The 24,354-nt window shown below is 67.2% G+C and carries 28 protein-coding genes and 1 pseudogene; 18 read left to right on the forward strand and 11 right to left on the reverse strand.

The window, feature by feature from the left end; translation table 11 throughout:
• The first annotated feature begins 254 nt into the window (after positions 1-254).
• Positions 255-1,868 (forward strand): FMN-binding glutamate synthase family protein, encoded by a 1,614-nt coding sequence (locus A9G05_RS08280; protein WP_069560512.1) that lies wholly within the window; start codon positions 255-257, stop codon positions 1,866-1,868.
• Between the two features lie 7 nt (positions 1,869-1,875).
• Here the strand turns inward: A9G05_RS08280 and A9G05_RS27085 are convergent.
• Positions 1,876-2,040, reverse strand: a pseudogene (locus A9G05_RS27085) (hydrogen peroxide-inducible genes activator); the annotation flags it as partial.
• 121 nt (positions 2,041-2,161) lie between these two features.
• On the opposite strand from A9G05_RS27085, the gene A9G05_RS08285 reads away from it, so the two are divergent.
• Positions 2,162-2,425 carry a hypothetical protein gene (locus A9G05_RS08285; RefSeq protein WP_069560513.1) on the forward strand — a complete coding sequence of 88 codons (264 nt, stop codon included), beginning with the start codon at positions 2,162-2,164 and terminating at the stop codon, positions 2,423-2,425.
• Positions 2,426-2,580: 155 nt separating this feature from the next.
• Positions 2,581-2,985 (forward strand): hypothetical protein, encoded by a 405-nt coding sequence (locus tag A9G05_RS26460; RefSeq protein ID WP_256548316.1) that lies wholly within the window; start codon positions 2,581-2,583, stop codon positions 2,983-2,985.
• Here the strand turns inward: A9G05_RS26460 and A9G05_RS08295 are convergent.
• On the reverse strand, positions 2,942-3,844 hold the full coding sequence (locus tag A9G05_RS08295; RefSeq protein WP_069560515.1) for a hydrogen peroxide-inducible genes activator: 903 nt from the start codon (positions 3,842-3,844) through the stop codon (positions 2,942-2,944). The genes A9G05_RS26460 and A9G05_RS08295 overlap by 44 nt on opposite strands.
• A gap of 266 nt (positions 3,845-4,110) precedes the next feature.
• Here A9G05_RS08295 and katB point away from each other — a divergent pair, with 266 nt between their 5' ends.
• The 15 genes from katB to A9G05_RS08370 all read left to right on the forward strand — a co-directional run bounded on the left by katB (position 4,111) and on the right by A9G05_RS08370 (position 16,275).
• Positions 4,111-5,574, forward strand: coding sequence for a catalase KatB (katB, locus tag A9G05_RS08300; protein WP_371850555.1), 1,464 nt, complete (start codon positions 4,111-4,113; stop codon positions 5,572-5,574).
• 462 nt (positions 5,575-6,036) lie between these two features.
• Positions 6,037-6,564, forward strand: coding sequence for an ankyrin repeat domain-containing protein (locus tag A9G05_RS08305; RefSeq protein ID WP_069560517.1), 528 nt, complete (start codon positions 6,037-6,039; stop codon positions 6,562-6,564).
• Positions 6,565-6,737: 173 nt separating this feature from the next.
• Positions 6,738-7,394, forward strand: coding sequence for a YjfI family protein (locus A9G05_RS08310; protein WP_069560518.1), 657 nt, complete (start codon positions 6,738-6,740; stop codon positions 7,392-7,394).
• A gap of 26 nt (positions 7,395-7,420) precedes the next feature.
• Positions 7,421-8,125 (forward strand): PspA/IM30 family protein, encoded by a 705-nt coding sequence (locus A9G05_RS08315; protein WP_069560519.1) that lies wholly within the window; start codon positions 7,421-7,423, stop codon positions 8,123-8,125.
• Positions 8,126-8,189: 64 nt separating this feature from the next.
• A complete protein-coding gene (locus A9G05_RS08320) occupies positions 8,190-8,747 on the forward strand; it encodes a rhomboid family intramembrane serine protease (protein WP_069560520.1) in 558 nt (185 codons plus the stop codon).
• A 58-nt stretch (positions 8,748-8,805) separates the two neighbouring features.
• Positions 8,806-9,831 carry an ion channel gene (locus A9G05_RS08325; RefSeq protein ID WP_069560521.1) on the forward strand — a complete coding sequence of 342 codons (1,026 nt, stop codon included), beginning with the start codon at positions 8,806-8,808 and terminating at the stop codon, positions 9,829-9,831.
• Positions 9,828-10,490: a DUF2491 family protein gene (locus tag A9G05_RS08330; protein ID WP_069560522.1), complete on the forward strand. Its 663-nt coding sequence runs from the start codon at positions 9,828-9,830 to the stop codon at positions 10,488-10,490. Before A9G05_RS08325 ends, A9G05_RS08330 begins: the two co-directional genes overlap by 4 nt.
• A gap of 15 nt (positions 10,491-10,505) precedes the next feature.
• Complete coding sequence (locus tag A9G05_RS08335; RefSeq protein ID WP_069560523.1) at positions 10,506-10,931, forward strand: DUF350 domain-containing protein; 426 nt, start codon at positions 10,506-10,508, stop codon at positions 10,929-10,931.
• 23 nt (positions 10,932-10,954) lie between these two features.
• A complete protein-coding gene (locus tag A9G05_RS08340) occupies positions 10,955-11,680 on the forward strand; it encodes a DUF1190 domain-containing protein (RefSeq protein WP_069560524.1) in 726 nt (241 codons plus the stop codon).
• A 9-nt stretch (positions 11,681-11,689) separates the two neighbouring features.
• Positions 11,690-12,847, forward strand: coding sequence for a glutathionylspermidine synthase family protein (locus A9G05_RS08345; RefSeq protein ID WP_069560525.1), 1,158 nt, complete (start codon positions 11,690-11,692; stop codon positions 12,845-12,847).
• A gap of 172 nt (positions 12,848-13,019) precedes the next feature.
• Entirely contained in the window at positions 13,020-13,544 is a 525-nt protein-coding gene (locus A9G05_RS08350) for a DUF3833 domain-containing protein (protein WP_069560526.1), read from the forward strand.
• Between the two features lie 7 nt (positions 13,545-13,551).
• Complete coding sequence (locus A9G05_RS08355; protein WP_069560527.1) at positions 13,552-14,253, forward strand: SDR family NAD(P)-dependent oxidoreductase; 702 nt, start codon at positions 13,552-13,554, stop codon at positions 14,251-14,253.
• Between the two features lie 24 nt (positions 14,254-14,277).
• Positions 14,278-14,583, forward strand: a complete 306-nt coding sequence (locus A9G05_RS08360) for a DUF6482 family protein (RefSeq protein WP_069560528.1) — start codon at positions 14,278-14,280, stop codon at positions 14,581-14,583.
• 4 nt (positions 14,584-14,587) lie between these two features.
• Positions 14,588-16,126, forward strand: coding sequence for a cryptochrome/photolyase family protein (locus A9G05_RS08365; RefSeq protein ID WP_069560529.1), 1,539 nt, complete (start codon positions 14,588-14,590; stop codon positions 16,124-16,126).
• Positions 16,123-16,275, forward strand: a complete 153-nt coding sequence (locus A9G05_RS08370; RefSeq protein ID WP_069560530.1) for a DUF2256 domain-containing protein — start codon at positions 16,123-16,125, stop codon at positions 16,273-16,275. The genes A9G05_RS08365 and A9G05_RS08370 overlap by 4 nt, the downstream gene beginning before the upstream one ends.
• Here the strand turns inward: A9G05_RS08370 and flgN are convergent.
• The 9 genes from flgN to A9G05_RS08415 all read right to left on the reverse strand — a co-directional run bounded on the left by flgN (position 16,260) and on the right by A9G05_RS08415 (position 24,000).
• Positions 16,260-16,688, reverse strand: a complete 429-nt coding sequence (flgN, locus tag A9G05_RS08375; protein WP_069560531.1) for a flagellar export chaperone FlgN — start codon at positions 16,686-16,688, stop codon at positions 16,260-16,262. The genes A9G05_RS08370 and flgN overlap by 16 nt on opposite strands.
• A complete protein-coding gene (locus A9G05_RS08380) occupies positions 16,685-16,969 on the reverse strand; it encodes a hypothetical protein (RefSeq protein WP_069560532.1) in 285 nt (94 codons plus the stop codon). Before A9G05_RS08380 ends, flgN begins: the two co-directional genes overlap by 4 nt.
• 93 nt (positions 16,970-17,062) lie before the next feature.
• Positions 17,063-17,485: a flagellar FliJ family protein gene (locus A9G05_RS08385; protein WP_069560533.1), complete on the reverse strand. Its 423-nt coding sequence runs from the start codon at positions 17,483-17,485 to the stop codon at positions 17,063-17,065.
• A complete protein-coding gene (fliI, locus tag A9G05_RS08390; protein WP_069560548.1) occupies positions 17,482-18,813 on the reverse strand; it encodes a flagellar protein export ATPase FliI in 1,332 nt (443 codons plus the stop codon). The genes A9G05_RS08385 and fliI overlap by 4 nt, the downstream gene beginning before the upstream one ends.
• Before the next feature lie 4 nt (positions 18,814-18,817).
• Entirely contained in the window at positions 18,818-19,510 is a 693-nt protein-coding gene (gene fliH, locus A9G05_RS08395) for a flagellar assembly protein FliH (protein WP_069560534.1), read from the reverse strand.
• Positions 19,511-19,517: 7 nt separating this feature from the next.
• Complete coding sequence (locus A9G05_RS08400; protein WP_069560535.1) at positions 19,518-20,576, reverse strand: FliG C-terminal domain-containing protein; 1,059 nt, start codon at positions 20,574-20,576, stop codon at positions 19,518-19,520.
• Positions 20,551-22,215 carry a flagellar basal-body MS-ring/collar protein FliF gene (gene fliF, locus A9G05_RS08405; RefSeq protein WP_069560536.1) on the reverse strand — a complete coding sequence of 555 codons (1,665 nt, stop codon included), beginning with the start codon at positions 22,213-22,215 and terminating at the stop codon, positions 20,551-20,553. The genes A9G05_RS08400 and fliF overlap by 26 nt, the downstream gene beginning before the upstream one ends.
• Positions 22,216-22,236: 21 nt before the next feature.
• Positions 22,237-22,566 (reverse strand): flagellar hook-basal body complex protein FliE, encoded by a 330-nt coding sequence (locus A9G05_RS08410; protein ID WP_069560537.1) that lies wholly within the window; start codon positions 22,564-22,566, stop codon positions 22,237-22,239.
• Positions 22,567-22,581: 15 nt separating this feature from the next.
• Positions 22,582-24,000 carry a sigma-54 dependent transcriptional regulator gene (locus tag A9G05_RS08415; RefSeq protein ID WP_240915645.1) on the reverse strand — a complete coding sequence of 473 codons (1,419 nt, stop codon included), beginning with the start codon at positions 23,998-24,000 and terminating at the stop codon, positions 22,582-22,584.
• Between the last annotated feature and the right edge of the window lie 354 nt (positions 24,001-24,354).

The following is a 24,354-nucleotide window of genomic DNA, read 5'->3' on the forward strand; positions in this document are numbered from 1 at the left end:
TGCCCCCGTCCCTGCCCCATTCCTGAGTCCAGGCGAACCCAACGGATGCCCACCGAGCCGTGCGGCCAGTCGCCGGTGGCCCGCTGCTGAAAGGCCAGGCCGCGCACGGGCCTGGCACAGCCGAGCAAGGCGAACATGAAACCCGGTGGCGGCCACTCGAAGCCCGATCCCATCCGCTTCCCTGAGCGACTGCGGACCCGGTGCCGCTGCGTTCCGCTAAGCTGTGCCGCGCACTCCCCCCACAAGGAACCCGCATGAACCTGTCGCTTCTCAGCCGCTATGCGTTCTTCGCCTTCTGCGTGCTCTTCACCCTGGTCACCCTGCCCTTCATCCAGCACGAGTGGCTGTGGCCGCTGACCCTGCTCACCGCCCTGCTCAGCCTGCTGGGCATCGTCGACCTGCTGCAGGACCGCCACGCCGTGCGGCGCAACTACCCGATCCTGGGCAACATCCGCTACCTGGTGGAAGGCATCCGCCCGGAGATTCGCCAGTACCTGCTGGAGGGTGACAGCGAACAACTGCCCTTCTCCCGCGCCCAGCGCTCGCTGGTCTACGCCCGCGCCAAGAACGAGGGCGCCGACAAGCCCTTCGGCACGCTGATCGACGTGTACCAGGCCGGTTTCGAATTCATCGGCCACTCCATGCGCCCGGCGCCGCTGAGCGACCCGTCCAGTTTCCGCGTGGTGATCGGCGGCCCGCAGTGCAAGCACCCCTACTCCGCCTCGGTGTTCAACATCTCCGCCATGAGCTTCGGCTCCCTCAGTGCCAACGCCATCCGCGCGCTCAACCAGGGTGCCCGGCGCGGCAACTTCTACCACGACACCGGCGAGGGCAGCATCAGCCCCTATCACCGCGAGCACGGCGGCGAACTGGTGTGGGAACTGGGCAGTGGCTACTTCGGCTGCCGCACCGCCACCGGCCAGTTCGACCCGGAGCGCTTCGCCGCCCAGGCCGCCAGCCCGCAGGTGCGGATGATCGAAATCAAGCTCAGCCAGGGTGCCAAGCCCGGCCACGGCGGCATCCTGCCCAAGCACAAGGTCACTGAGGAAATCGCCCTCACCCGCGGCGTGCCCATGGGCGAGGACTGCATCTCCCCGTCCCGCCACAGCGCCTTCTCCACCCCCATCGAGATGCTGCAGTTCATCGAACGCCTGCGAGAGCTCTCCGGTGGCAAGCCGGTGGGCTTCAAGCTGTGCATCGGCCACCCCTGGGAGTTCATGGGCATCGCCAAGGCCATGCTGGAGACCGGCATCCTGCCCGACTTCATCGTCGTCGACGGCACTGAAGGCGGCACTGGCGCAGCGCCCCTGGAATTCACCGACCACATCGGCGTGCCGCTGCGCGAAGGGCTGCTGTTCGTGCACAACGTGCTGGTGGGGCTGAACCTGCGGGACAAGATCCGCCTGGGCGCCAGCGGCAAGATCGTCAGCGCCTTCGACATCGCCAGCGTGCTGGCCATCGGCGCCGACTGGGCCAACTCCGCACGGGGCTTCATGTTCGCCATCGGCTGCATCCAGAGCCAGAGCTGCCACACCAACAAATGCCCCACCGGCGTGGCCACCCAGGACCCACTGCGCCAGCGCGCCCTGGTGGTGCCGGACAAGGCCGAGCGGGTGTTCAACTTCCACCGCAACACCCTCAAGGCCCTGGCCGAGATGCTCGCCGCCGCCGGCCTGGAGCACCCCTCCCAGCTCGAACCGCGCCACCTGGTGCGGCGCGTGTCCGACCGTGAAATCCGCCTGTTCTCGCAGCTCCACGTCTTTCTCAAACCGGGCGACCTGCTGCGGGACGACCTCGAAGCCGACTTCTATGCGCGCATGTGGGCCATGGCCCGCGCCGACAGCTTCGAGGCGGCCTGCGGCTGGTGAGCCCGGCCTAGGCATGCCGCACCGAGCACAGCCGCACCGAATCGGCCAGCACATCGATGGCGCGCGAGCGAGAGAAGCTCGCGCGCCAGGCGATGGCCACCTGGCGGAACGGCGCCGGCGGGGCGAAAGGCCGGATAGCCAGGTTGCCCGTGGCATGGCCATCCAGCGCCGAGTTCATCGAGCTCGACCCGCAGCGACCGCACGAAAAGTGCCTGCGTCTCGTGGTGCCGGGCGTAAACAGCCACACCAACCAGCCCTAGGAATGCTTCGCCAAATGGATAGCGCGCAGCGACGTGAACTCCGGCGAAACCTTCGATGCCTTCGCTCTCGACAGGATCGACATGAACCATGTCCTGTTCTTCGCCCCCAACATGGGCGAGTGGGAACTCATCGATGAGACACAGGCATCGATCCGTATCTGGTGGAAGGACTTCTGGGCAGGCAAGGGGGCCGAATTCGAAGGCCTGGTCAGCTACAAGAAGGCGTATCACAAGGGCGGTCGCGCCCCCTGGCGGTACAGGGTCATGACGCGTGGAACCGTTGAGGCCGCCCCATGACGCCTTCGAGGATGGGCGCCCCGCCTGGTGGCATGCCGGAGCAGTCCATGACTGACCACCATGACGCGCCAGCGGAAAGCCTCGCGCTACTGATCTGGCGCGGGTACGGCGAGGAGTAATATCGCCGGCTCATCCTGCTGGACGAACTGGGGCCGGTGCTGCAGTTCCTCGCCCGGGACGCCGATTGGCAGCAGGCGAACATCGGCTGCTGCGCCGACTGCAACCTCGGGCCCTATCACCTCGAGTACCTCCACGCCTGCGTCAACGGCGTCCCGCCGCACCTTCTGCCCCGGGCGCATGAGCACCTGCAGGCGCTGATGGCCGCCTGCGAGGCCCTGATCCACGAGGCCTACGTCAACCTGGAAGGCAACCACTTCGAGCACCCGCAATGGGCGCCGCTGCGCACAGCGGCGCAGGAGGCCCTGGCACTGCTGGACTGGCACGAGTTCGAAGCACATGCCGGCGCTGGTGGAAGACTGCCACGCGGCCATGGAGAGGTGGCGGCCCTAGTGCCTCTCAAACCTCCCCGTTCGGCCCACGGGAAACCGAGCAGAGCCTGACCGAGTCGGCCAGCACGTCGATCGCACGGGGACGCGGGAAGCTCGCGCGCCAGGCGATGGCCACCTGGCGGAACGGCACCGGCGCGCTGAAATGGCGGATGGCCACGCTGCCCGGCGAATAGTGGTGGCCGGAGACCGCCGAGTGCGGCAGCACGGAGACGCCGAGGCCGGAGGCGACCATGTGGCGGATGGTTTCCAGGGAGCTGGATTCCACGCTTGCTCGCTGGGTGGCCGGGCACACCTCCAGCACGCGCTCGCGGAAGCAATGCCCCTCGCCGAGGATCAGCAGTTCGGCATCCTCCAGCGCATCCGCCGACAGGCGCTGCTCCGCCGCCAGGGGGTGGTCGGCGGGCAGCAGCACGCACAAGGCTTCGTCGTAGAGCACCTTGGTCAGCACGTCGGGCTCGGTGAATGGCAAGGCGACGATGATGGCGTCCAGCTCGCCCTCACGCAGCCGCTCGCGCAGCACGTGGGTGAAGTTCTCCTCGATGTACAACGGCATCTGCGGCGCCACGGTGTGCAACTGGGGGATCAGGTGCGGGAACAGATAGGGCCCGATGGTGTAGATGGCGCCGACCCGCAGCGGCGAGGACAACTGGTTGCGTCCGGCGTGGGCCATCTCCAGCACCGCGTTGGCTTCGGCCAGCACCTTCTGCGCCTGCTCGATGATGCTCTCGCCGATGGGCGTGAGGTAGACGGCGCCCTTGCTGCGCTCGAAGAGCAGCACGCCCAGATAGTCCTCCAGTCGCTTCATGCCCACCGAGAGGGTGGGCTGGCTGACGTGGCAGCGCTCGGCGGCGCGGCCGAAGTGTTGTTCCTGCGCCAGGGCAACGGCGTAACGCAATTCGGTCAGGGTCATCGGTCTTCCTGTGTGCGGGCCGCCATGGCGGCCTCCTGTGAATCCGGGTTGCGACTTGTACCCGGAAACTCTAGGGAGGCGGCGCGCGTAGGACCCTTGATATTTCCTAATCGCCAGGCTGACGAAATCCTATTATCCAAACCCTTCCGCGCTCCCTATGGTTCAGACCGCAACACCCGAACCAGAGACATCAGGAGACGCAAATGTCCAGATTTCAACGCACCGCCCCCGGCCTGCTGGCGGCGGCATGCCTGTTCAATCTTTCCATGGCCGTGGGCGCCCCGCTGACCCGCGACAACGGCGCCCCCGTGGGTGACAACCAGAATTCTCAGACAGCCGGCCCCAACGGCTCCGTGCTGCTGCAGGACGTGCAACTGATCCAGAAACTGCAGCGCTTCGACCGCGAACGCATCCCCGAGCGCGTGGTGCATGCCCGTGGCACCGGCGCCCACGGTGAGTTCACCGCCACGGCGGACCTCGCCGACCTGACCGTCGCCAAGCTGTTCCGCAACGGCGAGCGCACCCCGGTGTTCGTGCGCTTCTCCTCGGTGGTACATGGCAACCACTCGCCGGAAACCCTGCGTGACCCGCGCGGCTTCGCCACCAAGTTCTACACCGCCGACGGCAACTGGGACCTGGTGGGCAACAACTTCCCCACCTTCTTCATCCGCGACGCCATCAAGTTCCCGGACATGGTCCACGCCTTCAAGCCGGACCCGCGCACCAACCTGGACGATGACTCGCGCCGCTTCGACTTCTTCTCCCACCACCCCGAGGCCATCCGCACCCTGACCCTGCTCTACTCCAACGAGGGCACCCCGGCCGGCTACCGCTTCATGGACGGCAACGGCGTGCACGCCTACAAGCTGGTCAACGCCAAGGGCGAGGTCAGCTACGTGAAGTTCCACTGGAAGAGCCTGCAGGGCATCCGCAACCTCGACCCGAAGGAAGTGGAAGCCGTCCAGGGCAAGGACTACAGCCACATGACCAACGACCTGGTGAACGCCATCGCCAAGGGCGACTACCCGAAGTGGGACCTCTACGTGCAGGTGCTCAAGCCCGAGGACCTGGCGCGCTTCGAGTTCGACCCGCTGGACGCCACCAAGGTCTGGCCTGACGTGCCGGAGCGCAAGGTCGGCCAGATGGTGCTGAACCGCAACGTCGACAACTTCTTCCAGGAGACCGAGCAGGTGGCCATGGCACCGTCCAACCTGGTGCCCGGCATCGAGCCCTCCGAAGACCGCCTGCTGCAGGGCCGCGTGTTCGCATACGCCGACACCCAGCTCTACCGCGTCGGCGCCAACGGCCTGTCGCTGCCGGTCAACCGCCCGAAGGTCCCAGTCAACAACGGCAACCAGGACGGCGCGATGAACGCCGGCCACAGCCTGAGCGGCGTGAACTACCAGCCGAGCCGCCTGGAGCCGCGTGAAGAGACGACTGCCGCCCGCTACGTGGAAACCCCGCTGCAAGGCACCACCCAGCAGCGCCGCATCCAGCGCGAGCAGAACTTCAAGCAGGCCGGTGACCTGTACCGCTCCTACAGCCGCAAGGAGAAGCAGGACCTGGTGAACAGCTTCGGCCAGTCCCTGGCCGGCACCGACAGCGAGAGCAAGCACATCATGCTGTCCTTCCTCTACAAGGCCGATGCTGACTACGGCACCCGCGTCACCCAGGTGGCCGGTGGCGACCTGGCCAAGGTGAAAGCCCTGGCCGCGAAACTCTCCGACTGACCCAACCGCCGGCCCGCTTCATGCGGGCCGGCCCCTGGAGTCCGCGATGAACTGCCGTACTTCTTCCTTGTATTGCAACGCTCCAAGGTCGTTCAGCCAACCTCTTCCTTTGATGGAAGAGCGGGCAGGCCTTGAGCGCACACCGGGCTCACGCCTGGTCGTGAAGCTGAGGCAGGGAAGCTGCCCCTTCAGGAGGCCGAGTGCAGTCGTTGTGCAGGGGAGCGAGCGGCATGGATGCCGCGAGAGGCGCGCCAGGCCATGGATGGCCCATCGCGCCGCCCCCCGAAGCAACGATGGAGCGAGGGGAGTCCCGCGAAGCGGGACCCGGATGCAGGGGCGAGCCTTTTTGGTTTCTTTTTTGGCGATTGAAAAAAGAAACTCGCCTGGCAAGGCGAAACAGGAGACATCAGCAGAACTCGATAACCAACTTGCCTTCCCAACACGGTACTGGGACATAGCCCGATGAAAACCCTACTCTGCACCCTGCTGCTGGCCAGCAGCCTGGCGGTCGCCGCGCAACCGGACGAGGCCGCCATCAAGGCCCAATTGGCCGACTACTTCTTCGAGGCCGCGCGCAACGGCCGCACCGACATGCTCACCACCTTCATCGAGGCCGGCTACGACCTCGACACCCAGGACGCCAAGGGCTACAGCGCCCTGATCCTCGCCGCCTACCACGGCCACACCGAGGCCGTGGACACCCTGCTGGCCGCCGGCGCCAACCCCTGCCTGCAGGACCAGCGCGGCAACACTGCCCTGATGGGCGCCATCTTCAAGGCCGAACTGGGCATCGCCCGGCGTCTGATGCAGGCCGACTGCCCCACCGACCAGCGCAACGCCGCCGGGCAGACTGCCGCCATGTACGCCGCCCTGTTCCAGCGCACCGAGCTGCTGGAGGCCCTGCGCCGCAAGGGCGCGGACCTGGACCTCAAGGACGCCATGGGCAACGACGCCCACAGCCTCGCCAGCGGCGAGATCCGCACCCGCTGACGCCCTCCCCTCCCTAATGCCACGCGCCCGGCCCTGTGCCGGGCGTTTGCGCATGGCCGGAAAAGTCGCAAAAAATACTTACATGAAAGATTCATAAAATCTTTCATGTAAGGAATTGCACAACCGTTCGGACCGGCGTAATGTTCGCTCCGTTGCACTTGAGGAGGAACGAAATGCCTCGCAAGAAGACCACGGACACCAGCGTACGGAAGGCTACTTCGCCCAAGGGCAAGACTTCTGCCGACTACGTCCGCGATATGAGGAACCGACTTCGCGATGCGGGTTTGGTGAAGCGCGAATTCTGGATCCTTCCCGAAAACGTGAACGCCCTCAAAGGCATCGAGAGAGCGTTACGGCAGCCCTTTTTGGGTGACCGAGTCAAACTGGAGGACTACATGACCGAGAACAGCAACTGGACCCTCAGCTCGCTTCACAGCGCCCTGGCCGAACTGGAACTGGTGACCGCGGGTGAAATCCTGCTGAGCGTCGCCGAAGGCGAGCAGGCCGGCCTGAAGCTGACCATGACCGAATACGGCGACCTGCCGATCTACCTGGCGGTACAAGGCGACCACATCATGGTCGACGCCACCCTGGTGCCGGTCAGCGACGTTAAGGACCCGCACTATTTCAACGCCCTGGTACTGCGTACCCGCGACCTGTTCCCGCTGTCCTCGGTCGGGGTCGAAGTGATCGACGGACAGGAGGTGTACTCCATGTTCGGTGCCCTCAGCGCCGCCTCGTCGCTGACCGTCATCGTGCAGGAGGTCTTCACCCTGGCCGAGAACGTGATCCGCGCCGTCGAAGCCTTCGAAGACCACTTCAAGGCCTGACCGAATTCCCCTGTAGGAGAAGCCCCATGAGCATCTGGAAAAAAATCATCACCGCCGTACGTGGCGGTGCCTCGGAAGTCGGCGAAGCCATCGTCGATGCCAACGCCATCCGCATCCTCGAGCAGGAAATGCGTGACGCCGACAAGGCCGTGCTGCAGGCCCGCAACGGCCTGGTGGACATCAAGGCCAAGCAGAAGCTGTCCCAGCAGCGCCTGGAGAGCCTGGGCAACGACATCGCCAACTGGGAAGGCAAGGCCACCGCCGCGCTGAACAAGGGCGAGGAAAGCCTGGCCCTGGAGTGCGCCAACAAGATCGCCGAACTGGAAGCCCAGCGTGACCAGGAGAAGAACCAGGCCGAGCAGTTCGGCAAGCAGGCCGACATGCTGCATGCCCAGGTCAACAAAGCCGAAGGCCAACTGAAGAGCCTGAAGCAACAGATCGAGATGGCCAAGGCCCGCGAAGTGGTGCAGCGCGCCCGCGTCGCGACCGCCGAAGCCACCGGTGGCGCCAACGGCAAGGTGGAGTCCGCCCTGGACAGCCTCAACCGCCTGCGCCAGCGTCAGGACGAGCAGGACGCCCGCCTGGCCGCCGCCGACGAGATGCATACCGCAGCCAACGGTGGCGACCTGGAGCGTCGCCTGCAGGAAGCCGGCATCGGCGCCCAGAGCGGCAGCGCCGCCGACGTGCTGGCCCGCCTGAAGGCCAAGCAGTCCCCGGACAGCGCCCAGTAACACCCCTGCGGGGCGGGCAGTCGCCCGCCCCGCTCCTCTTTCGCATGGAGTTCGGGACGCCACCATGGAGTCCGGCAAGCGCATCCGCGTCATCCTCGCCCTGGCGGCCATCATGGTCGTCATCCAGATCGTCAATAGCGTCACCGGCGATAGTCTTGTGCGCCATGGCATCATTCCCCGCAGCATTTATGGCCTGCAGGGTGTAATCTTCGCCCCGTTCCTGCACGGATCTTTCCGTCACCTGTTGTGTAACCTGGCTCCCTTCATCGTTCTCAGCTGGCTGGTCAGCACCGAAGGCCTGGGTCGCTACCTGCGCGTCGCGCTGCTGGTGACCCTGCTCGGCGGCGCTCTGGTGTGGGCGTTCGGGCGAACCAGCGTGCACGTCGGCGCCAGCGGACTGATCTTCGGCCTCTGGACCTACCTGCTGGCACGGGCCTGGTTCCAGCGCAGCTTCGCCAGCCTGCTGGTGGCCCTGGTGGCCCTGGGTGGCTACAGCGGCCTGGTGTTCGGCTTCATCCCGGTACCGGGTGTGTCGGTGGAGTCCCACATCGCCGGCGCCCTCGCCGGTGTGCTGGTGGCCTGGCTGATGCACTCGAAACGGCTGGACGTGCAAGGAAACTGAAACGGCGCGCCGGGATGATCGCCCGGCCCCGAATGGACAGATTGTTGGAGCGGATGCCATGTCCCTGATCCTGCTGTTGCGGTACCACACCTCGGCCTTCTTCCAGCGTTTCGGCTGGGCCGGCATCGGCATGCTGCTGGCCGGGCACTACTGCGTTTCCTACCTGTTGCTGACCCTGGCAGGTGAAGAACACCTGACCCAGGGCGTCGACTTCACCTACTTCTACCTGACCACTGCCACCACCGTGGGCTACGGCGACCTCTCGCCGAAGACCGCGCCCGGCAAGCTGATCACCACCCTGTGGATCATGCTCGGCGGCATCGCCCTGCTGACCACCGTGATCGGCAAGGCATCCACCACCGTCGGCGAACTCTGGAGAAAGAACATGAAGGGACTGGGCGACTACTCGACCCTCAAGGACCACACCGTGCTGATCGGCTGGGAAGGCGAAGCCAGCGAGCGCATCGTCGAGCTGCTCTACCAGGACGTGACCACCCGCGACGACAACCTGGTGATCTGCGACGCCCTGCTCGAAGAGAACCCGCTGCCCGGCCGCGCCTCCTTCGTCCGTGGCGACTCCCTCGACACCCCCTCGCTGCTGCGCCGCGCCGGCGTCGAAGGGGCCGAACGCATCCTCGTGCACACCCGCTCCGACAGCCTGACCCTGGCCATCGTCCTCACCCTCAAGGCCATCGGCACCCGCGGCCACGTGGTCGCGCACTTCAACGACTCCGAGCGCGCCGCCCTCGCCCGCCGCTACGCCCCGGAGCTGGAGTGCACCTCCAACATGGCCATCGAGATGCTGGTGCGCGCCTCCCAGGACCCGGGCTCCAGCGCCGTGGTCACCGAGCTGCTGTGCGTCGGCGAAGGTGCCACCCAGTACCGCCACGTGCTGCCGGCCAGCCTGCGCACCACCTGCGGTGAGCTGTACATCCGCCTGCGCCAGGAGCACGGCGCCACGCTGATCGGCTACCGCGCACCGGGCGCCGCCCAGTTCGCCATCAACCCCGCCAACGAACTGATCATCGACGGCGGCGAGATCTTCTACATCGCCACTGATCGCCTGCAAGGAGATGCCCTGTGAGCACCCTCAAGCGCTGGCTCGGCCTGGAGCCGCCCCTGCCCCGCAACACCGGCACCCGCCACGCCAGCGACAGCCAGCCCCTGGGCCTGGCCGCCGGACGCATGCTGTGCCTGGACCCTTCGCTGAAGGCCCTGCTGGACGGCCAGACCGGGGTCGAGATCCCCGGCGACGAAAAGGTCTGGGCCGTTGGCACCCTGGAGCTGGGCCAGTCCACCCGCATCAAGCGCTTCTACCTGGACGACGAGGACTACTTCCTCCAGGTGCTGATGAATGGCCCGGACGACAGCGACATCGAATCCATCATCCTCTTCGGTTACCACCAGGTGACCGCCATCAACAGCCGTGACGAGCTGATGCGCCTGGCCGGCCCCAACGCCCGCATCGGCATGCCCCTGTACGAGCTGGAGGGCGAGGAATACGTCCGCCAATGGGGCAGCGAGGACGGCCAGACCGAGCTGGTGCCCCTGCGCGAGTTCGTCGTCAGCCCCGAAGCCAGTTATGGCGTCGAGCACCACAGCATGCTCTACGCCCGCGAGATCGGCTTGCTCAACCGGAGGGAGTTCCTGCTCTTCTCGGTGGAGGAAGACGAAGACGGCGTCATCAGCCTCACCACTGCGGTGGGCGTGACACTGCAAATCACCGACATCAACGTTCTCTGACCAAGGAAGACCCACATGCTCGACGCCCTGCGCATGTCCCTCAACGCCCCTGCCGTACTCGGCTTCGCCGTGTACATCCTGGTGGCGGCCGCCCTGTTCGCGCTGTTCCAGTTCATCTACACCCGCATCACCCCGCACAAGGAATTCGCCCTGATCCGCGAAGGCAACAGCGCCGCCGCCGTCGCCCTGGGTGGCTCCCTGGTGGGCTTCGCCCTGCCGGCCAGCAACATCATCGCCTACAGCGTCAGCGTGCTGGACTTCGTGGTCTGGGTGGTGATCGCCGCCATCGTCCAACTGCTGGCCTTCTTCGTCGCCAGCCTGGTGCTCAAGGACCTGCCGGGGCGCATCGCCCGTGGCGAGCACGCCGCTGCCATCTACTCCGCCTCGGTGGCCATCAGCATCGGCTTCCTCAACTCCGCCTGCATGACCCCCTCGACCTGAGACGGCGACGCGAGGACACACCGATGAGAAAGCGCAACTCCGTACAGTTGGTCCTGGCCGGCACCCTGCCGCTGGCCATCGCCGGCTGCAGCCAGCCCCAGGACACGGTTCAGGTCACCGCCACCAAGACCTTCAAGAACGTGCAGGCCTGCGTCGCCGACAAGTTCCCCGTGGACGTCTGCTCCGATGCCTACATGACCGCCATGGCCGACCACCGTTCCATCGCCCCCACCTACGACAACAAGGACGCCTGCGACGCCGACTTCGTGCCCGGCTACTGCCAGCCCACCTCGGACGGCAAGTTCATGCCGCGCCTGGCCGGTTTCGAGCTGTCCATGACCAACCAGGTCAGCCGTGCCGCCTACGAGCAGGCCGAGCAACAGGTGGTGCAGAGCACCGGCCACAGCGACAACGGCCTGCTCACCGGCCTGCTGATCGGCCACATGATGGGCAACAGCGGCAACCGCTACTATTCCCAGCCGATCTACCAGTACCGCGACAGCCGGGGTGGCTATGCCACCTCGACCCTGTCCCGGCAGATCGAGCAGGGCAAGACCTTCAGCCGCTCCACCCAGGCGCGCAGCAGCCCCTCCTCCACCTACACCCAGCAGACCCTGGGCAAGAGCCTGAGCAGCAAGACCGGCAGCACCGGCTCGGCGGTGGGTTCCACCATCTCCCGTGGCGGTTTCGGCAGCGAAGCCAACGCACGTGGCGGCTGGGGTGGCAAAAGCAGCGGTTTCGGCGGCTAAGGACAGGCCATGCACAAGATCAGCATCGAAGAACGCCCCGACTGGCGTGAGCGCGTAGAGCGCGAAGGCTTTGCCTTCCACACCATCGACGGCGAGCGTTACTGGGACGAAAGCGGCTACTACCGCTTCACCCGCGCACAGGTCACAAAGGACATCGAGCAGCCCACCCGCGAGCTGCACCAGATGTGCCTGGACGTGGTCGAGCGCGTGGTGGAGAGCGAAGAGCTGCTCAGCGGCCTGGCGATTCCGCCGGCGTTCTTCGATCTGGTCCGCACCTCCTGGAAGGAAGGCCACCCGCACCTCTACGGGCGCATGGACTTCAGCTACGACGGGCGCGGCCCGGCCAAGCTGCTGGAGATCAACGCCGACACCCCCACCTCCCTGCTGGAGTGCGCCTCGGTGCAACTGCTCTGGCTGGAGGACCAGATCCGCCGCGGCGTCCTGCCCGCCGAGGCCGATCAGTTCAACACCCTGGCCGAAGACCTGATCCGCGCCTTCGACACCTTCGCCAAGGACACCCCCTTCTACTTCTCCGCCATTGCCGGCTCGGTGGAGGACCGGGGCACCACCGACTTCCTCGGGCGCATGGCCGGGCTGGCGGGCATCGACGCCCGGCACATCGACATCGAAGACATCGGCCTCACCGCCGAAGGCCGCTTCGTCGACCTGCAGGGCAACTGGATTCCCCGGCTGTTCAAGCTGCACGCCTGGGAGCACATCTTCCGCGAGCCCTTCGGCGAAGCCGTGCCGCGCTGCGACACCCAGTTCGTCGAGCCCGCGTGGAAATCCATCATCAGCAACAAGGGCATCCTCCCGCTGCTGTGGAAGTTCAACGAGGGCCACCCCAACCTGCTGCCCAGCCACCTCGACGCCGACCCGCGCGCCCCGGTGCCCAAGGGCTGGGTGCGCAAGCCGTTCTTCTCCCGCGAAGGCGCCAACATCGAGATCCGCACCGAAGGCGACGAACGCATCGCCGAAGACGGCCCCTACACCGACGCGCCCTATATCCTCCAGCAGTTCGCCCCGCTGCCGAAGTTCGGCGACAGCTACACCCTGATCGGCTCCTGGGTCATCGGCGACACCGCCTCGGGCATGGGCATCCGCGAGGACGACAGCCTGATCACCAAGGACACCAGCCGCTTCCTGCCCCACATCGTCCTCGACTGACCCCCCGCACCCACCGCTTCACCCCACCGCTCATCCACCTCGATTTCCACCGGCTGCCCACCTCGGGCAGCCGGCTGTCCTGTGCCCCCCAAAATCCTGTACAAACACTCGACAAATACAGCTTTTCTTGTACATTCACTCCATTGATGTACAACTTTTTACGGAGCCCACCATGAAATCGCGATTGGCCCTGCTCTTCTGCCTGCTGCTCAGCGCCTGCAGCCAGGTGGAAGTGGGCGACTACAAGGACGAGAACCCCACCCTGGACCTGCGCCGCTACTTCGTCGGCGGCGTGGACGCCTGGGGCATGTTCCAGGACCGCTCCGGCAAGGTGATCAAGCGTTTCCACGTCGACATCCAGGGCCGCGAGGAAGCCGGCCGGCTAATCCTCGACGAACGCTTCACCTACAGCGACGGCACCCGCCAGCAGCGGGTCTGGACCCTGCGCCCCGATGGCCCCAACCACTGGCGCGGCACCGCCCCGGACGTGGTCGGCGTGGCCGAGGGCGAAGTCGCCGGCAACGCCCTGCGCTGGCGCTACGTACTGGAGCTGCCGGTGGACGGCACCACCTACCACGTCAACTTCGACGACTGGATGTACCTGCTGGACGACCGCACCCTGGCCAACCGCTCCTTCATGACCAAGTTCGGCGTCGAGCTGGGCCAGGTCACCCTGTTCTTCCGCAAGCGGGACTGAACCAGCCATGACCCTGCCCAGTTTCCCCAACGGCTACCGCGCCCTGGTGATCGGCGCCAGCGGCGGCATCGGCAGCGCCCTGCTCGATGCCCTGACCGCCGACCCGCGCTGCGGCCTCGCCCTGGGCCTGGGCCGCAATGGCACGCCCCGGCTGGATCTCGCCGACGAGGCCAGCATCGAAGCCGCCGCCCGCACCGTGGAAGCCCTCGGGCCGTTCCAGGTGATCATCAACGCCGCCGGGCTGCTGCACACCGAGCAGTTCATGCCCGAGAAGAAACTGAGCGACCTGAACCACGCCCAGTTGCTGGCCACCTTCCAGGCCAACACCTTCGGCCCTGCCCTGGTGCTGCGTCATTTCAGCGGCCTGCTGGACCGCCGCCGCAGCGTCCTCGCGCTGCTCTCGGCCAAGGTCGGCAGCATCGGCGACAACCGCCTCGGCGGCTGGTACAGCTACCGCGCCTCCAAGGCCGCCCTGAACATGCTGGTGAAGACAGCCGCCATCGAACTCGCCCGCCGGCAGCCGGCCAGCGTGGTCCTGGCGCTGCATCCCGGCACCGTGAACACCCGCCTCTCGCAGCCCTTCCGGGGCGGGGAGACGGGCCGCCCGCCAGCCGATGCCGCGGAGCAACTGCTGGCGGTCATCGACCGCGCCGGCCCCGAGGCCAGCGGCGGCTTCTACGCCTACACCGGCGAGCCCCTGCCCTGGTGAACCACCCCACGAGAGGAACGTGCCATGAACCTGCAGCAGCTGTTCAACCTCGCTCAGTCCCAGCAGCTCAACAGCCTCGAACTGATCGCCCTGGAAGGCGGTAACTACGTCCTCCAGGCCATCACCCCGCAGCGCTGCGAGCCGGTGCTCGACGACCAGGGCAAGGTGCTCCACCTGCGCTCCATGACCCAGGCCCGCGACGTGCTCCAGGGCATCACCCCGGTGCCCTTCCACCTCGTGCAGCAGGTGGTGCAGGACGAGGCCTGCGGCCTCGGCGGCGGCCCGCAGGAACCGATGCGCCTGCCGATCTCCCTGCAGTCGGCCTGGTAACGCCATGCCAGTACGCCGCCTGGCGCTGGTCCTCGGCGACCAGTTGAGCTTCGACCTCGCCGCCCTGCGCGCCCTCGACCCCGCGCAGGATGCGGTACTGATGGCCGAAGTGCAGGAAGAGACCCGCTACGTGCCGCACCACCCGCAGAAGATCGTGCTGATCCTCAGCGCCATGCGGCACTTCGCCGAGGCCCTGCGTCAACGCGGCTTCACCGTGCACTACGTGCAACTCGACGACCCCGCCAACAGCGGCAGTCTGCCCGGCGAACTCAGCCGCTGGGCCATGCAGTTGCAAGCACGGGAAGTGCACCTCACCGAATGCGGCGAATGGCGCCTGGAGCAGGCCCTGCGCGCCGTCGACCTGCCCCAGGTGTGGCACGAGGACGACCGCTTCCTCTGCAGCCGCGCCACCTTCGCCGGCTGGGCCGAAGGCCGCAGGCAACTGCGCATGGAGCTGTTCTACCGCCTGATGCGCAAGCGCACCGGGCTGCTCATGGAGCCCGACGGCAGCACCCCGCTGGGCGGAGCCTGGAACTTCGACGCCGAGAACCGCAAGGCCCTGCCCAAGGGCGTCAAGGCTCCGCTGCCGGCGCGCTTCCCGCCGGACGCCACCACCACCGCAGTGATCGACCTGGTGCGCCAGCGCTTCAGCGACCACTACGGCCAGGTGGAGGGCTTCGACTACCCGGTTACCCACGCCGAGGCCGAGCGCCTCTGGCAGTGCTTCCTCGACCAGGGCCTGGCCGCCTTCGGCGACTACCAGGACGCCATGGCCGAGGGCGAGCCCTTCCTCTTCCACGCGCGCATCAGCGCCGCGCTGAACATCGGCCTGCTGGACCTTCGCCGCCTCTGCGATGACGTGGACAGCGCCCACCGGCGCGGCGACGTTCCACTCAACGCCGCCGAGGGTTTCATCCGCCAGCTCATCGGCTGGCGCGAGTACGTGCGCGGCATCTACTGGCTGCAGATGCCCGACTACGCCCAGCGCAACGCCTTCGGCAACCAGCGCCCGCTGCCCGACTTCTACTGGACCGCCGACACCCGCATGAACTGCATGCACCAGGCCATCGGCCAGACCCTGGAGCACGCCTACGCCCACCACATCCAGCGGCTGATGGTCACCGGCAACTTCGCCCTGCTGGCCGGGATCGCCCCGCCGGCCATCTGCGACTGGTACCTGGCGGTCTACATGGACGCCTTCGACTGGGTCGAACTGCCCAACACCCTGGGCATGGTCATGCACGCCGACGGCGGCTACCTGGGCTCCAAGCCGTATTGCGCCAGCGGCCAGTACATCAAGCGCATGTCCGACTACTGCAGCAACTGCCACTACACGGTCAGCGAGAGCACCAGCGAGCGGGCCTGCCCGTTCAACGCCCTGTACTGGCACTTCCTCATGCGCCACCGCGACCGCCTGCGCGGCAACCACCGCCTGGGCATGATCTACCGCAGCCTGGAGCGCATGGACGAGGCCAAGCAGGACGCCCTCTGGACCCGGGGCGAAGCCCTGCTGGCCCGGCTCGACGCCGGGGAAGCGCTGTGAAGAAGGCCCACCTGCCGCAGAAGACCTGCGCCGCCTGCGGCCTGCCCTTCGCCTGGCGGCGCAAATGGGCACGCTGCTGGGACGAGGTGCGCTACTGCTCCGAGCGCTGCCGTCGCCAGCGTCGACCCGCACCTCAGGCCGGTGCGTAGAGCGGCTCGGACAGCCAGCGGTCCACCAGTTCGCATTGCGCCGCCAGCAGGCGCCCGTTGCGTTCGTTGAGCTGGCGGCAGGCCTGCAGCATGTCCTTCATTTCACTCCAGGCCATGCGCAGGCGCTGGGCCTGCTCCGTGGGGTAGCAGGCCAGCAGCCGCAGCATGCCGTCCTGCTTCCGGGACAGGCGATTGGCGCTCAGCACCCGCTCGCGCCGCTGCGCCCGCTCGGTCATGGCATCCAGAGCCTGGCGAATGGCACCGTTGAGTGCGTCCACCTGGCCCTGGTCATGGCGAGCCAGGGCGCCGTTCAGCGCTTGCAGATGATCGAGCAACACCGGCAGGGCGCGGTGATCGGCCAGCAGGTCCGCAGCCACCATGATCAGCACCTGCTGGCGATTGGCGGCGCTCATCCCTCCGGCCCCCGGTGATGGCCCAGGATGCTGCGTGCCAGCGTGTCGGCACGGGTATCCAGCCCCTGCTCGCGCAACAGCTCGCGAAGCGCCAGCACGCGATCGAGATCGATCTCCGGCAGTTCGCGCAGGGCCTCCTGCAACGCCTCCAGCGGCATCGCAGACTCGCGGCCAGGCAGCCTCGCCACCCCGGCCGGCAACGGTTGGGGCTCGGCGTCGTGGCGGGTGGCTGCCTCCAAAGGCGTCACGGGAGCAGGCGGCAGGGTTCGATTGATTTCCATGGGGCCTCCAGGGCAAGCGGGTTCCCTAGCTTTGGGCGACCCGGCTGCCTCGCCACTTAAATCCCAGGTGGCGGCACCCTCAGGCCCTGCCCCTCACTGCTGGCCACGCCACCAGCACTGCGTGGCCATGGCGTCTTGCTGGCGCTGCTCCTGACGGGCCTGCAGTTGGTGCCACTGGGCCAGTTGGTCGTCACGCACGTGGGCCAGGCGCAGTTCGTCGAAGCGCGCCTGCTGCAACTCGCCCTGCAGACGGACCATGGCCTGCTCGTAGGTGTCGAGTTCACGGCGCTGCCAGGCCAGGGCGCGGTGCAGGGTGTGCTTGTAGCGCTGGGCATTGTCCCGCTCCAGGGGCGACGCACCACTGCTGGGCGCCCCCGCGAGCTGCTCCAGGGCCTCGATATTGGCGTGGCAACGCCGGTAGAGGTCCACCTGGTGGGCAAGGCGCGCCTGCACCTCGCGCACCTTGCCGGCCCGCAGCAGGGCCAGTCGATCAAGGGATTCGATGCGCTGTTTCATGCGGCCCCCAGCAGTTTCAGCAGGCTGTCGAGGGTCGCCTCAAGCTCCGCGGACTCATGGGTGTCCTGCCGCAGGTAGGCTTCCAGGCCGGCGGCCAGTTGCACCGCACGGTCGGTGCGCGGGTCCTGCCCTGGCGTGTAGCCACCGAGGGGAATCAACTCGCGGATGCGCTCGTACACCGCCCGCAACTCCTTGAACTGCCGCGCCGCGCCCTGGTGCCGGCTGCTGGTGACCTGGGCCATGCAGCGGCTGACCGACGCGGCGACATCGATGGCCGGGTAGTGCCCCATGTCCGCCAGCCGCCGCGACAGCACGATGTGTCCGTCGAGGATCGCCCGGGCGCAGTCCGCCACCGGGTCCTGCTGGTCGTCCCCCTCGGCCAGCACGGTGTAGATGGCGCTCAGGCTGCCCCGGCCGTGTTCGCCGTTGCCGGCGCTCTCCACCAGCTCCGGCAGCAGGGCGAACACCGACGGCGGGTAGCCCTTGGTGGCTGGCGGCTCGCCCAGTGCCAGGGATATCTCGCGCTGGGCCATGGCGTAGCGGGTCAGCGAATCCACCAGCAGCAACACGTCACGACCCTGGTCACGGAAGTAACCCGCCACCGTGTGGCACAGCTCGGTGGCCTTCAGGCGCATCAGCGGCGATTCGCTGGCCGGCGCCACCACCACCACCGCACGCCGCAGGCCCTCAGGCCCCAGGGCGTGGAGGATGAACTCCTGCACCTCCCGGCCGCGCTCGCCGATCAGCCCGACCACCACCACTTCGGCCTTGGTCTGGCGGGTGATCATGCCCAGCAGCACGCTCTTGCCCACTCCGCTGCCGGCGAACAGCCCCACCCGCTGCCCCTTGCCCAGAGTCAGCAGGCCATTGATGGCGCGCACACCCACATCCAGTGGCTCGGTCACCGGCCGGCGCAGCAGCGGGTTGACGCTGGGCAGGCCCAGCGGCAGCGGGTCGCGCCCGGCCAATCGGCCGCGCCCGTCGATGGGCTCGCCGAGGCCATTGACCACCCGCCCCAGCCAACTGTCGTCGATGCCCACACGCTGGGTGTCGCGCACCGGAAACACCCGCGAACCGGCCATCAGCCCCTCGGGCTTCTTGAACGGCATCAGGTAGGTGATGTCCCGGTCGAAGCCCACCACCTGGGCCTCCAGGCCGCGCCCGTCGGCGGTCTCCACGCGGCAGCGCTGGCCGGTCATGCGGCGGCAGCCGAGGCTCTCCAGCAGCATGCCGGAGACCCGCACCAGACGACCGCTGACGGTAGCCAACTGGACGCTGTCCAGGGAGCGCAACGCCTGGTCCAGGTCGAATCGTTCATCCAATCCCATCACCTCAGTTCTCCTTGATCAGGTGTTCCGACAGCGTCTGCAGGCAGGCGTCCAGGCGCTGCTGGCAACCGATGTCGGCCTCGGCCTGGGCAGTGACCAACCGGCACTCACCCGGCCCCAACGCCTCGTCCGGCACCAGTCGCCAGGCGGCGGCGCGCTCCGGCGCCAGGTCGCGCAGGCGCTCGCACTCCTCCGGGTTCAAGCGCAGTTCCACGTCGCCCGGCTCCCCTGGCAGCCCGGCCAGGGCTTCGTCAGCCAGGCCCAACAACTGCATCGGGCTCAGGGTCAGCTCGCAGCGGATCACCTGCTGGGCCACCTTGCGCACCAGCTCCAGCAGCTCTTCCCGGCGCCGGCGCTCCAGGTCGCGGTTGAGCGTGCGGAACGCTTCGATCAGGCGCCCGAGAGGCGCACTGGCTTCTTCGAAGCGCCGCTCGGCAGCGGCACGGATGTCCGCCTGGGCCTGTTGCAGTCCCTCTTCCAGGCCCTGGGCCAGGCCTTCGGCATGGCCAGCGGCCCGCCCCTGCTCCCGCCCTTCCTGGTAGCCCCGCTCAACAGCGCCCTGGTATCCCCTGGACACCCCCGCCTGACCGCTCGAAGCGAGCGGCTCTTCGCCGATAACCCCGGCCAGACGACTGCGCGGGGGAAAGCGATAGGCTCGCCACTCCCCACTGTCTCCCTTGATGACTCGGCTGCTCATTGGTCATTCACTCCACGGTTTCTTCGCGGAACAGCTGGATCTGCAACTCACCGGCAGCCGCCATCTCGCGTACCACGCCCATGATTTCCTTGCGCACCTGCTCCACCCGGCTCAGCGGCACAGGCCCCTGTCGCCGGCTGATGGATTCCATCTGCTGGGCCTGGCGCTTGGGCAAGGCGCCCTGCACCGCCTTGACCAGCTCCGGCTCGGCACCCTTGAGCGCCACCACCCAATCCTCCAGGGGAATGCTCTCGATCAGCGTCTGCAACACCGTCGAACTCTGCCGGGAGAGGATGAAGAAGTCGTACATCTCGTCTTCGATGCGCGTCACCAGTGACTCGCTGCGGGCCCGCAGCAGCTCGAACATCTGCCCGCGGTCGCCCTTGTAGCGGTTCATGATGTCGGCGGCCTGCTTGACCCCGCGCACCTGGGAACCCTGGGTGCCGAGCACGGCCAGGCTGCGCTCGATCAGTGCTTCCAGCTCGGCGATCACATCAGCGTTGATCTCGGTGAGGTTGGCGATGCGCAGCAGCAGGTCGTCCTGGCGCTCGGCCGGCATCGACTCCAGCACATCGGTGGCCATGGACGGCGGCAGGAATGCCAGGAACACCGCCTGCATCTGCGCATGTTCCTTGGCGATGAGCGCGGCGAACTGGCGCGGGTCGAGCCACTCCAGGCGGGCCATCTTGGCGCGGATCTCCTCGCCGTAGATGCTGTCCAGCAAGCTGCGGGTGATGTCACCGCCCAGGGCCTCGCCGAGCATGCCGGCAAGGTAGTGACGGGAAGCCCCCTTGATGCTGCTCTGCTCGCGGTAGTCGTCGAAGAAGCGCCCGATCACTTCCGACACCATGGGTTGCTTGACGTTGGAGAGCCGCGCCATGGCCTGGCTGAGGGAAACGATCTCCTCCCGGCCGAACTGGCGCAGCACGCTGGCCGACATGTCGTCGCCCATGCTCAGCAGAAGGATCGCCGCCTGCTCCAGGGAACTCATGGAGCGCCCCTGCGAAGCGCGCTTGCTGACCGCCTGAGCCGAGCCTGCTTCAGGCGGAGTCGTTGTCTCGTTCATGACGACCTATCCAATGCTTGATGACTTCAGAAACCCGTTCCGGATCGTTCCGGGCCAACAACTGCAGGTGTTCGACCTGCATTTCCAGCCCCGAGCCAGGGGCGGGCAGACGGATCTCGGCCAAGGGGTTGGCTTCGCCGAACACCTCGCCGCGCAAGCCCGTACCCCGGCCCGGCAACACCCCCTGATCGGCCGACTGCGTGCCCTGAGGCAACGCTGGCAGCCCTGCCTCCTGGCGTCGGCGCAGCCCGGCCAGAGCGGGACGCAACACCATGAACAGCAGCAGCAGAGCGAGCACCACGACCACGCCGAAGCGGGCGTATTCGTAGAGTTGCGGGCTCTCCCACCAGGCCAGCTCCGGCTCGTCGGGCGCGTCCAGGGCCACGAAGGGCATGACGCTGAGGATCAGTTGGTCACCTCGCTCGGCATCGAAGCCCACGGCCCCCCGCAGCGTGGCTTCCAGATCCTGGCGAGCCTTATCGCTCCAGCCACCGTCCGGCGCGGCAGCAGCGTTGAGCACCACCGCCACGCTTTGCCGCCGCAGCCGGAACGATGGATGGCGAACATGGGTGATGTGCTGGTCCAGCTCGTTCTGGCGCGTACTTTCGTTGCGGGTGCTGGTGGAGGCCGGGTTGTCCCCTTGGGGCGCGTTGCCCCCCGGTGCCGCTGCCTGCCCGGCACCCGGTGCAGGAGCCGGATTGGCCGGAGGCGGCCGGTTGCTCAGAGAGCCCGGCACACCGAGGGCCAGTTGGTCGAGGCTGTTCTCGCTGCGCACCACCTCGTTGCGCAGGCGCGGCGTATCACCGTAGGTCTGGATGGTCTCCTCCTTCTGGCTGAAGTCGAAGTCCGGACTGACGCTGACCCGGAAGTTCCCGCTGCCGAGTACCGGGGCCAGCACCGCGTCGAGGTTGGCCAGCGCCTGCTGGCGGTAGCTCTCCACCACCTGGCTGTCCTGCAGGGCACCGTTGCCCATGAGCTGACCCGACAACAGCACGCCATTCTGGTCCACCACGCTGACCGCCTCCGGGGCCAACTGCGGCACGCTGGCCGCCACCAGGTTGACGATGGCCGCCACCTGCTCGGGCGCCAGGCGCTGGCCGGCGGCCATGCGCAGCATCACCGAGGCCTTGGCAGGCTCGCGGCGACTGATGACGAAGGAATGATTGGGCTCCTGGGCCAGGTGCACACGCACCTGATCGACGCCCTTGAGCGCGGCGATGGTGCGGGCCAGTTCGCCCTCCAGGCTGCGGCGCAGGCGCACATCCTGGACGAACTGGCTGCTGCCCAGAGGCTCCTCCCGGTCGAACAGTTCGTAGCCGGGGGGCACCGCCACCCGCACGCCCTTGGCCGAGAGCAGCAGGCGGGTCGCCGCCAGGTCGGCCTCGCGCACCAGCACCTGGCCGGTTTGCGGATGCAGGCGGTAGTCCACGCCCTCGCCGTCGAGCACCTGCAGCACCTCGGCCGCCGGAAAGGCCTCATTGGCCCCGTACAACGCCCGGAAGCCGACGCTGTCGCGCCACAACCAATAGACCACCAGCCCGGCCAGCAGGGCGGCTATGGCAGCCAGCCCGGCCAGGCCCAGGCGGGGATCGAGTCGCAGGCCGCCAGCAGGCAACCTGTCGCGAATGTTATCGAGCACGCTAGAACTCCCAGTTCCGGATCACACCGGCATGCGGATGATGTCGTCGAAGGCAGTGGCCAGTTTGTTGCGCACCTGCAGCAACGCGCTGAAGGACACGCTGGCCCGCTGGCTCTGCAACATGGCGCCCACCAGATCGGTGCTGCGGCCACTGTCCACGTCGGCCATGGCCCGGCTGGAAGCATGCTGCTGGGCATCCACCGCCCGCAGGGCGGCGATGAAGCTGTCGCCCGGCCCGGCAGGCGGCGCACCTGCAGACGAGGTTGCTGGCAGGACGCTGCCCTGGCTGGCCTCTACCAGAGTGCGATGGATGTCCAGCAACTGCTGCTGGACGCTGGCGATACTGTTCATGGTCTTTCCTCCCGTTCAGAGCAGCACGCCTTGCTGGCGCATGGCACTGAGGCGATAGCGCAGAGCCCGCGGTGTCATGCCCAGGCTGGCGGCTGCCTTGCTCTTGTGGCCGCCACAGCGGCGGATGGTGTCGATCACGTGCTGGTACTCGGCAAGCTTGGCGCTGGCCCGCAACGCGGCACGTCCGCCCTCGGCCAGGCCAAGGCCTTGAAACGCCTCGCGGGGCTTCGGCTGGGCACTCTGCAGGCGCAGGTCTCCAGGCTGGATGTACAGACCGTTGCGCAGCACCAGCGCACGCTGCAGGCAGTTCTCCAGCTCGCGGACGTTGCCCGGCCAGTCGTGCTGCAGCAGCAGGCGGCATGCCTCGGCGGTGAGCAGTTCGCGCCCGACATCCTGGGGGGCATGCTTGGCCAGCAGCGCCTGGGCCAGCGGCAACACGTCTTCGGGACGCTCGCGCAGGGGCGGGATGTGCAGGGCGAGCACGTCCAGGCGGAACATCAGGTCGGCACGAAACCGCCCGGCGACGACCTCGGCCTGCAGGTCGCGGTTGGTGGCCGCGATGATGCGCACGTCCAGTTCGATTTCGCGGCGCCCGCCCAGGCGCTCCACCCGCTGCTCCTGCAGCACGCGCAGCAGCTTGGCCTGCAGAGCCAGGGGCAACTCGCCCACCTCATCCAGCAGCAGCGTGCCGCCGTTGGCCTGTTCGAACTTGCCGGGCTGGGCACTGACGGCTCCGGTGAAGGCGCCTCGCTCATGGCCGAAGAGGATGGACTCGAGCATCGACTCGGGAATCGCCGCGCAGTTGACGGCTATGAAGGGTGCATCCGCGGTCGCGGAGAAGCGGTGTACGTAGCGCGCCATCAACTCCTTGCCGGTACCGGTTTCACCGGTGATCAGCACCGGCGTACGCGAGGGCGCCATGCGCTGGGCAAGGGCCAGCAGGCGGCGGCCGCTGCGCGAACGGGTGACGAAGCCCTCATCGGCGCGGGCGGCGCGGGCCAGGCGGTACAGCAGGGCCTCAACCTGACCGTCGCCGAAAGGCGCCAGCAGGTAGTCGGTGCATCCCAGCTCCAACAGCGCAGCGGCACGCTCCTGGTCGGCATAGCCCACCACCGGCACCAGTGTCAGGCCAGGGTTGCGCAGCAGCTCGGATGCCAGTTGGCAGGTCTGCTCGACGGGCAGGTCGCCCAGCAACAGGAAGGCCAGCCCACCGTCACGCAGGTCATCGCGAGCCTGGGCCAGGTCAGTGACCGTGCGCGCCTCGCAGCCGCCCAGGCAAAGGGCCTCCAGCAACGGTGCATGGTGTTCGCTCCAAGGCATGCCGATCACCAGGGCCTGGCGCCAGGGCGAGCCCCCTGGCCGGTCCAGACCTCGAAGCGGGTCATGCCCGGTGAGAGGGAAAGTGCTCAACATGTTCACGGTGGTAACCCCCATTCGAAACGTCCTGTCGCGAAACTTCGGGACAACGTCGTCCCCGCCCCCAGGGGTCCGTTCGGCCCTGGGCGTGTTCGCCAGATTGTTAACGTGGTGATGAATCGGAGGGCTCGGGAAGACGCAGAAGGCGTCGGTTCGCTGGCCTGAAAACGACGCTAGCACTGCCTCAGAAAAGTCCGCACACAAATGGGCTTATTTCCTATCAGTCATGCGAAGAATTCATCAGCGCGGGGTTTTTGAGATCAATTGATTTAAAGCCAACTTCGCCAACTCCTAGTATCCGAATCGCACGCGGATGCAGGAGTCTTCCCCATCGCAATGACCCACTTCATTAAGCGAATGGGCACGCGATCA

This window comes from Pseudomonas sp. ENNP23 (assembly GCF_001728945.1).
Taxonomy (GTDB): Bacteria; Pseudomonadota; Gammaproteobacteria; order Pseudomonadales; family Pseudomonadaceae; genus Metapseudomonas; species Metapseudomonas otitidis.

Coding starts and splice junctions, on each gene's coding strand:
- A9G05_RS08280 (WP_069560512.1), top strand. CDS start 255: ATGAACCTGTCGCTTCTCAGCCGCTATGCGTTCTTCGCCTTCTGCGTG.
- A9G05_RS08295 (WP_069560515.1), bottom strand. CDS start 3,844: ATGACCCTGACCGAATTGCGTTACGCCGTTGCCCTGGCGCAGGAACAA.
- katB (WP_371850555.1), top strand. CDS start 4,111: ATGGCCGTGGGCGCCCCGCTGACCCGCGACAACGGCGCCCCCGTGGGT.
- A9G05_RS08305 (WP_069560517.1), top strand. CDS start 6,037: ATGAAAACCCTACTCTGCACCCTGCTGCTGGCCAGCAGCCTGGCGGTC.
- A9G05_RS08310 (WP_069560518.1), top strand. CDS start 6,738: ATGCCTCGCAAGAAGACCACGGACACCAGCGTACGGAAGGCTACTTCG.
- A9G05_RS08315 (WP_069560519.1), top strand. CDS start 7,421: ATGAGCATCTGGAAAAAAATCATCACCGCCGTACGTGGCGGTGCCTCG.
- A9G05_RS08320 (WP_069560520.1), top strand. CDS start 8,190: ATGGAGTCCGGCAAGCGCATCCGCGTCATCCTCGCCCTGGCGGCCATC.
- A9G05_RS08325 (WP_069560521.1), top strand. CDS start 8,806: ATGTCCCTGATCCTGCTGTTGCGGTACCACACCTCGGCCTTCTTCCAG.
- A9G05_RS08335 (WP_069560523.1), top strand. CDS start 10,506: ATGCTCGACGCCCTGCGCATGTCCCTCAACGCCCCTGCCGTACTCGGC.
- A9G05_RS08340 (WP_069560524.1), top strand. CDS start 10,955: ATGAGAAAGCGCAACTCCGTACAGTTGGTCCTGGCCGGCACCCTGCCG.
- A9G05_RS08345 (WP_069560525.1), top strand. CDS start 11,690: ATGCACAAGATCAGCATCGAAGAACGCCCCGACTGGCGTGAGCGCGTA.
- A9G05_RS08350 (WP_069560526.1), top strand. CDS start 13,020: ATGAAATCGCGATTGGCCCTGCTCTTCTGCCTGCTGCTCAGCGCCTGC.
- A9G05_RS08355 (WP_069560527.1), top strand. CDS start 13,552: ATGACCCTGCCCAGTTTCCCCAACGGCTACCGCGCCCTGGTGATCGGC.
- A9G05_RS08360 (WP_069560528.1), top strand. CDS start 14,278: ATGAACCTGCAGCAGCTGTTCAACCTCGCTCAGTCCCAGCAGCTCAAC.
- A9G05_RS08365 (WP_069560529.1), top strand. CDS start 14,588: ATGCCAGTACGCCGCCTGGCGCTGGTCCTCGGCGACCAGTTGAGCTTC.
- flgN (WP_069560531.1), bottom strand. CDS start 16,688: ATGAGCGCCGCCAATCGCCAGCAGGTGCTGATCATGGTGGCTGCGGAC.
- A9G05_RS08380 (WP_069560532.1), bottom strand. CDS start 16,969: ATGGAAATCAATCGAACCCTGCCGCCTGCTCCCGTGACGCCTTTGGAG.
- A9G05_RS08385 (WP_069560533.1), bottom strand. CDS start 17,485: ATGAAACAGCGCATCGAATCCCTTGATCGACTGGCCCTGCTGCGGGCC.
- fliI (WP_069560548.1), bottom strand. CDS start 18,813: ATGGGATTGGATGAACGATTCGACCTGGACCAGGCGTTGCGCTCCCTG.
- fliH (WP_069560534.1), bottom strand. CDS start 19,510: ATGAGCAGCCGAGTCATCAAGGGAGACAGTGGGGAGTGGCGAGCCTAT.
- A9G05_RS08400 (WP_069560535.1), bottom strand. CDS start 20,576: ATGAACGAGACAACGACTCCGCCTGAAGCAGGCTCGGCTCAGGCGGTC.
- A9G05_RS08410 (WP_069560537.1), bottom strand. CDS start 22,566: ATGAACAGTATCGCCAGCGTCCAGCAGCAGTTGCTGGACATCCATCGC.
- A9G05_RS08415 (WP_240915645.1), bottom strand. CDS start 24,000: ATGGGGGTTACCACCGTGAACATGTTGAGCACTTTCCCTCTCACCGGG.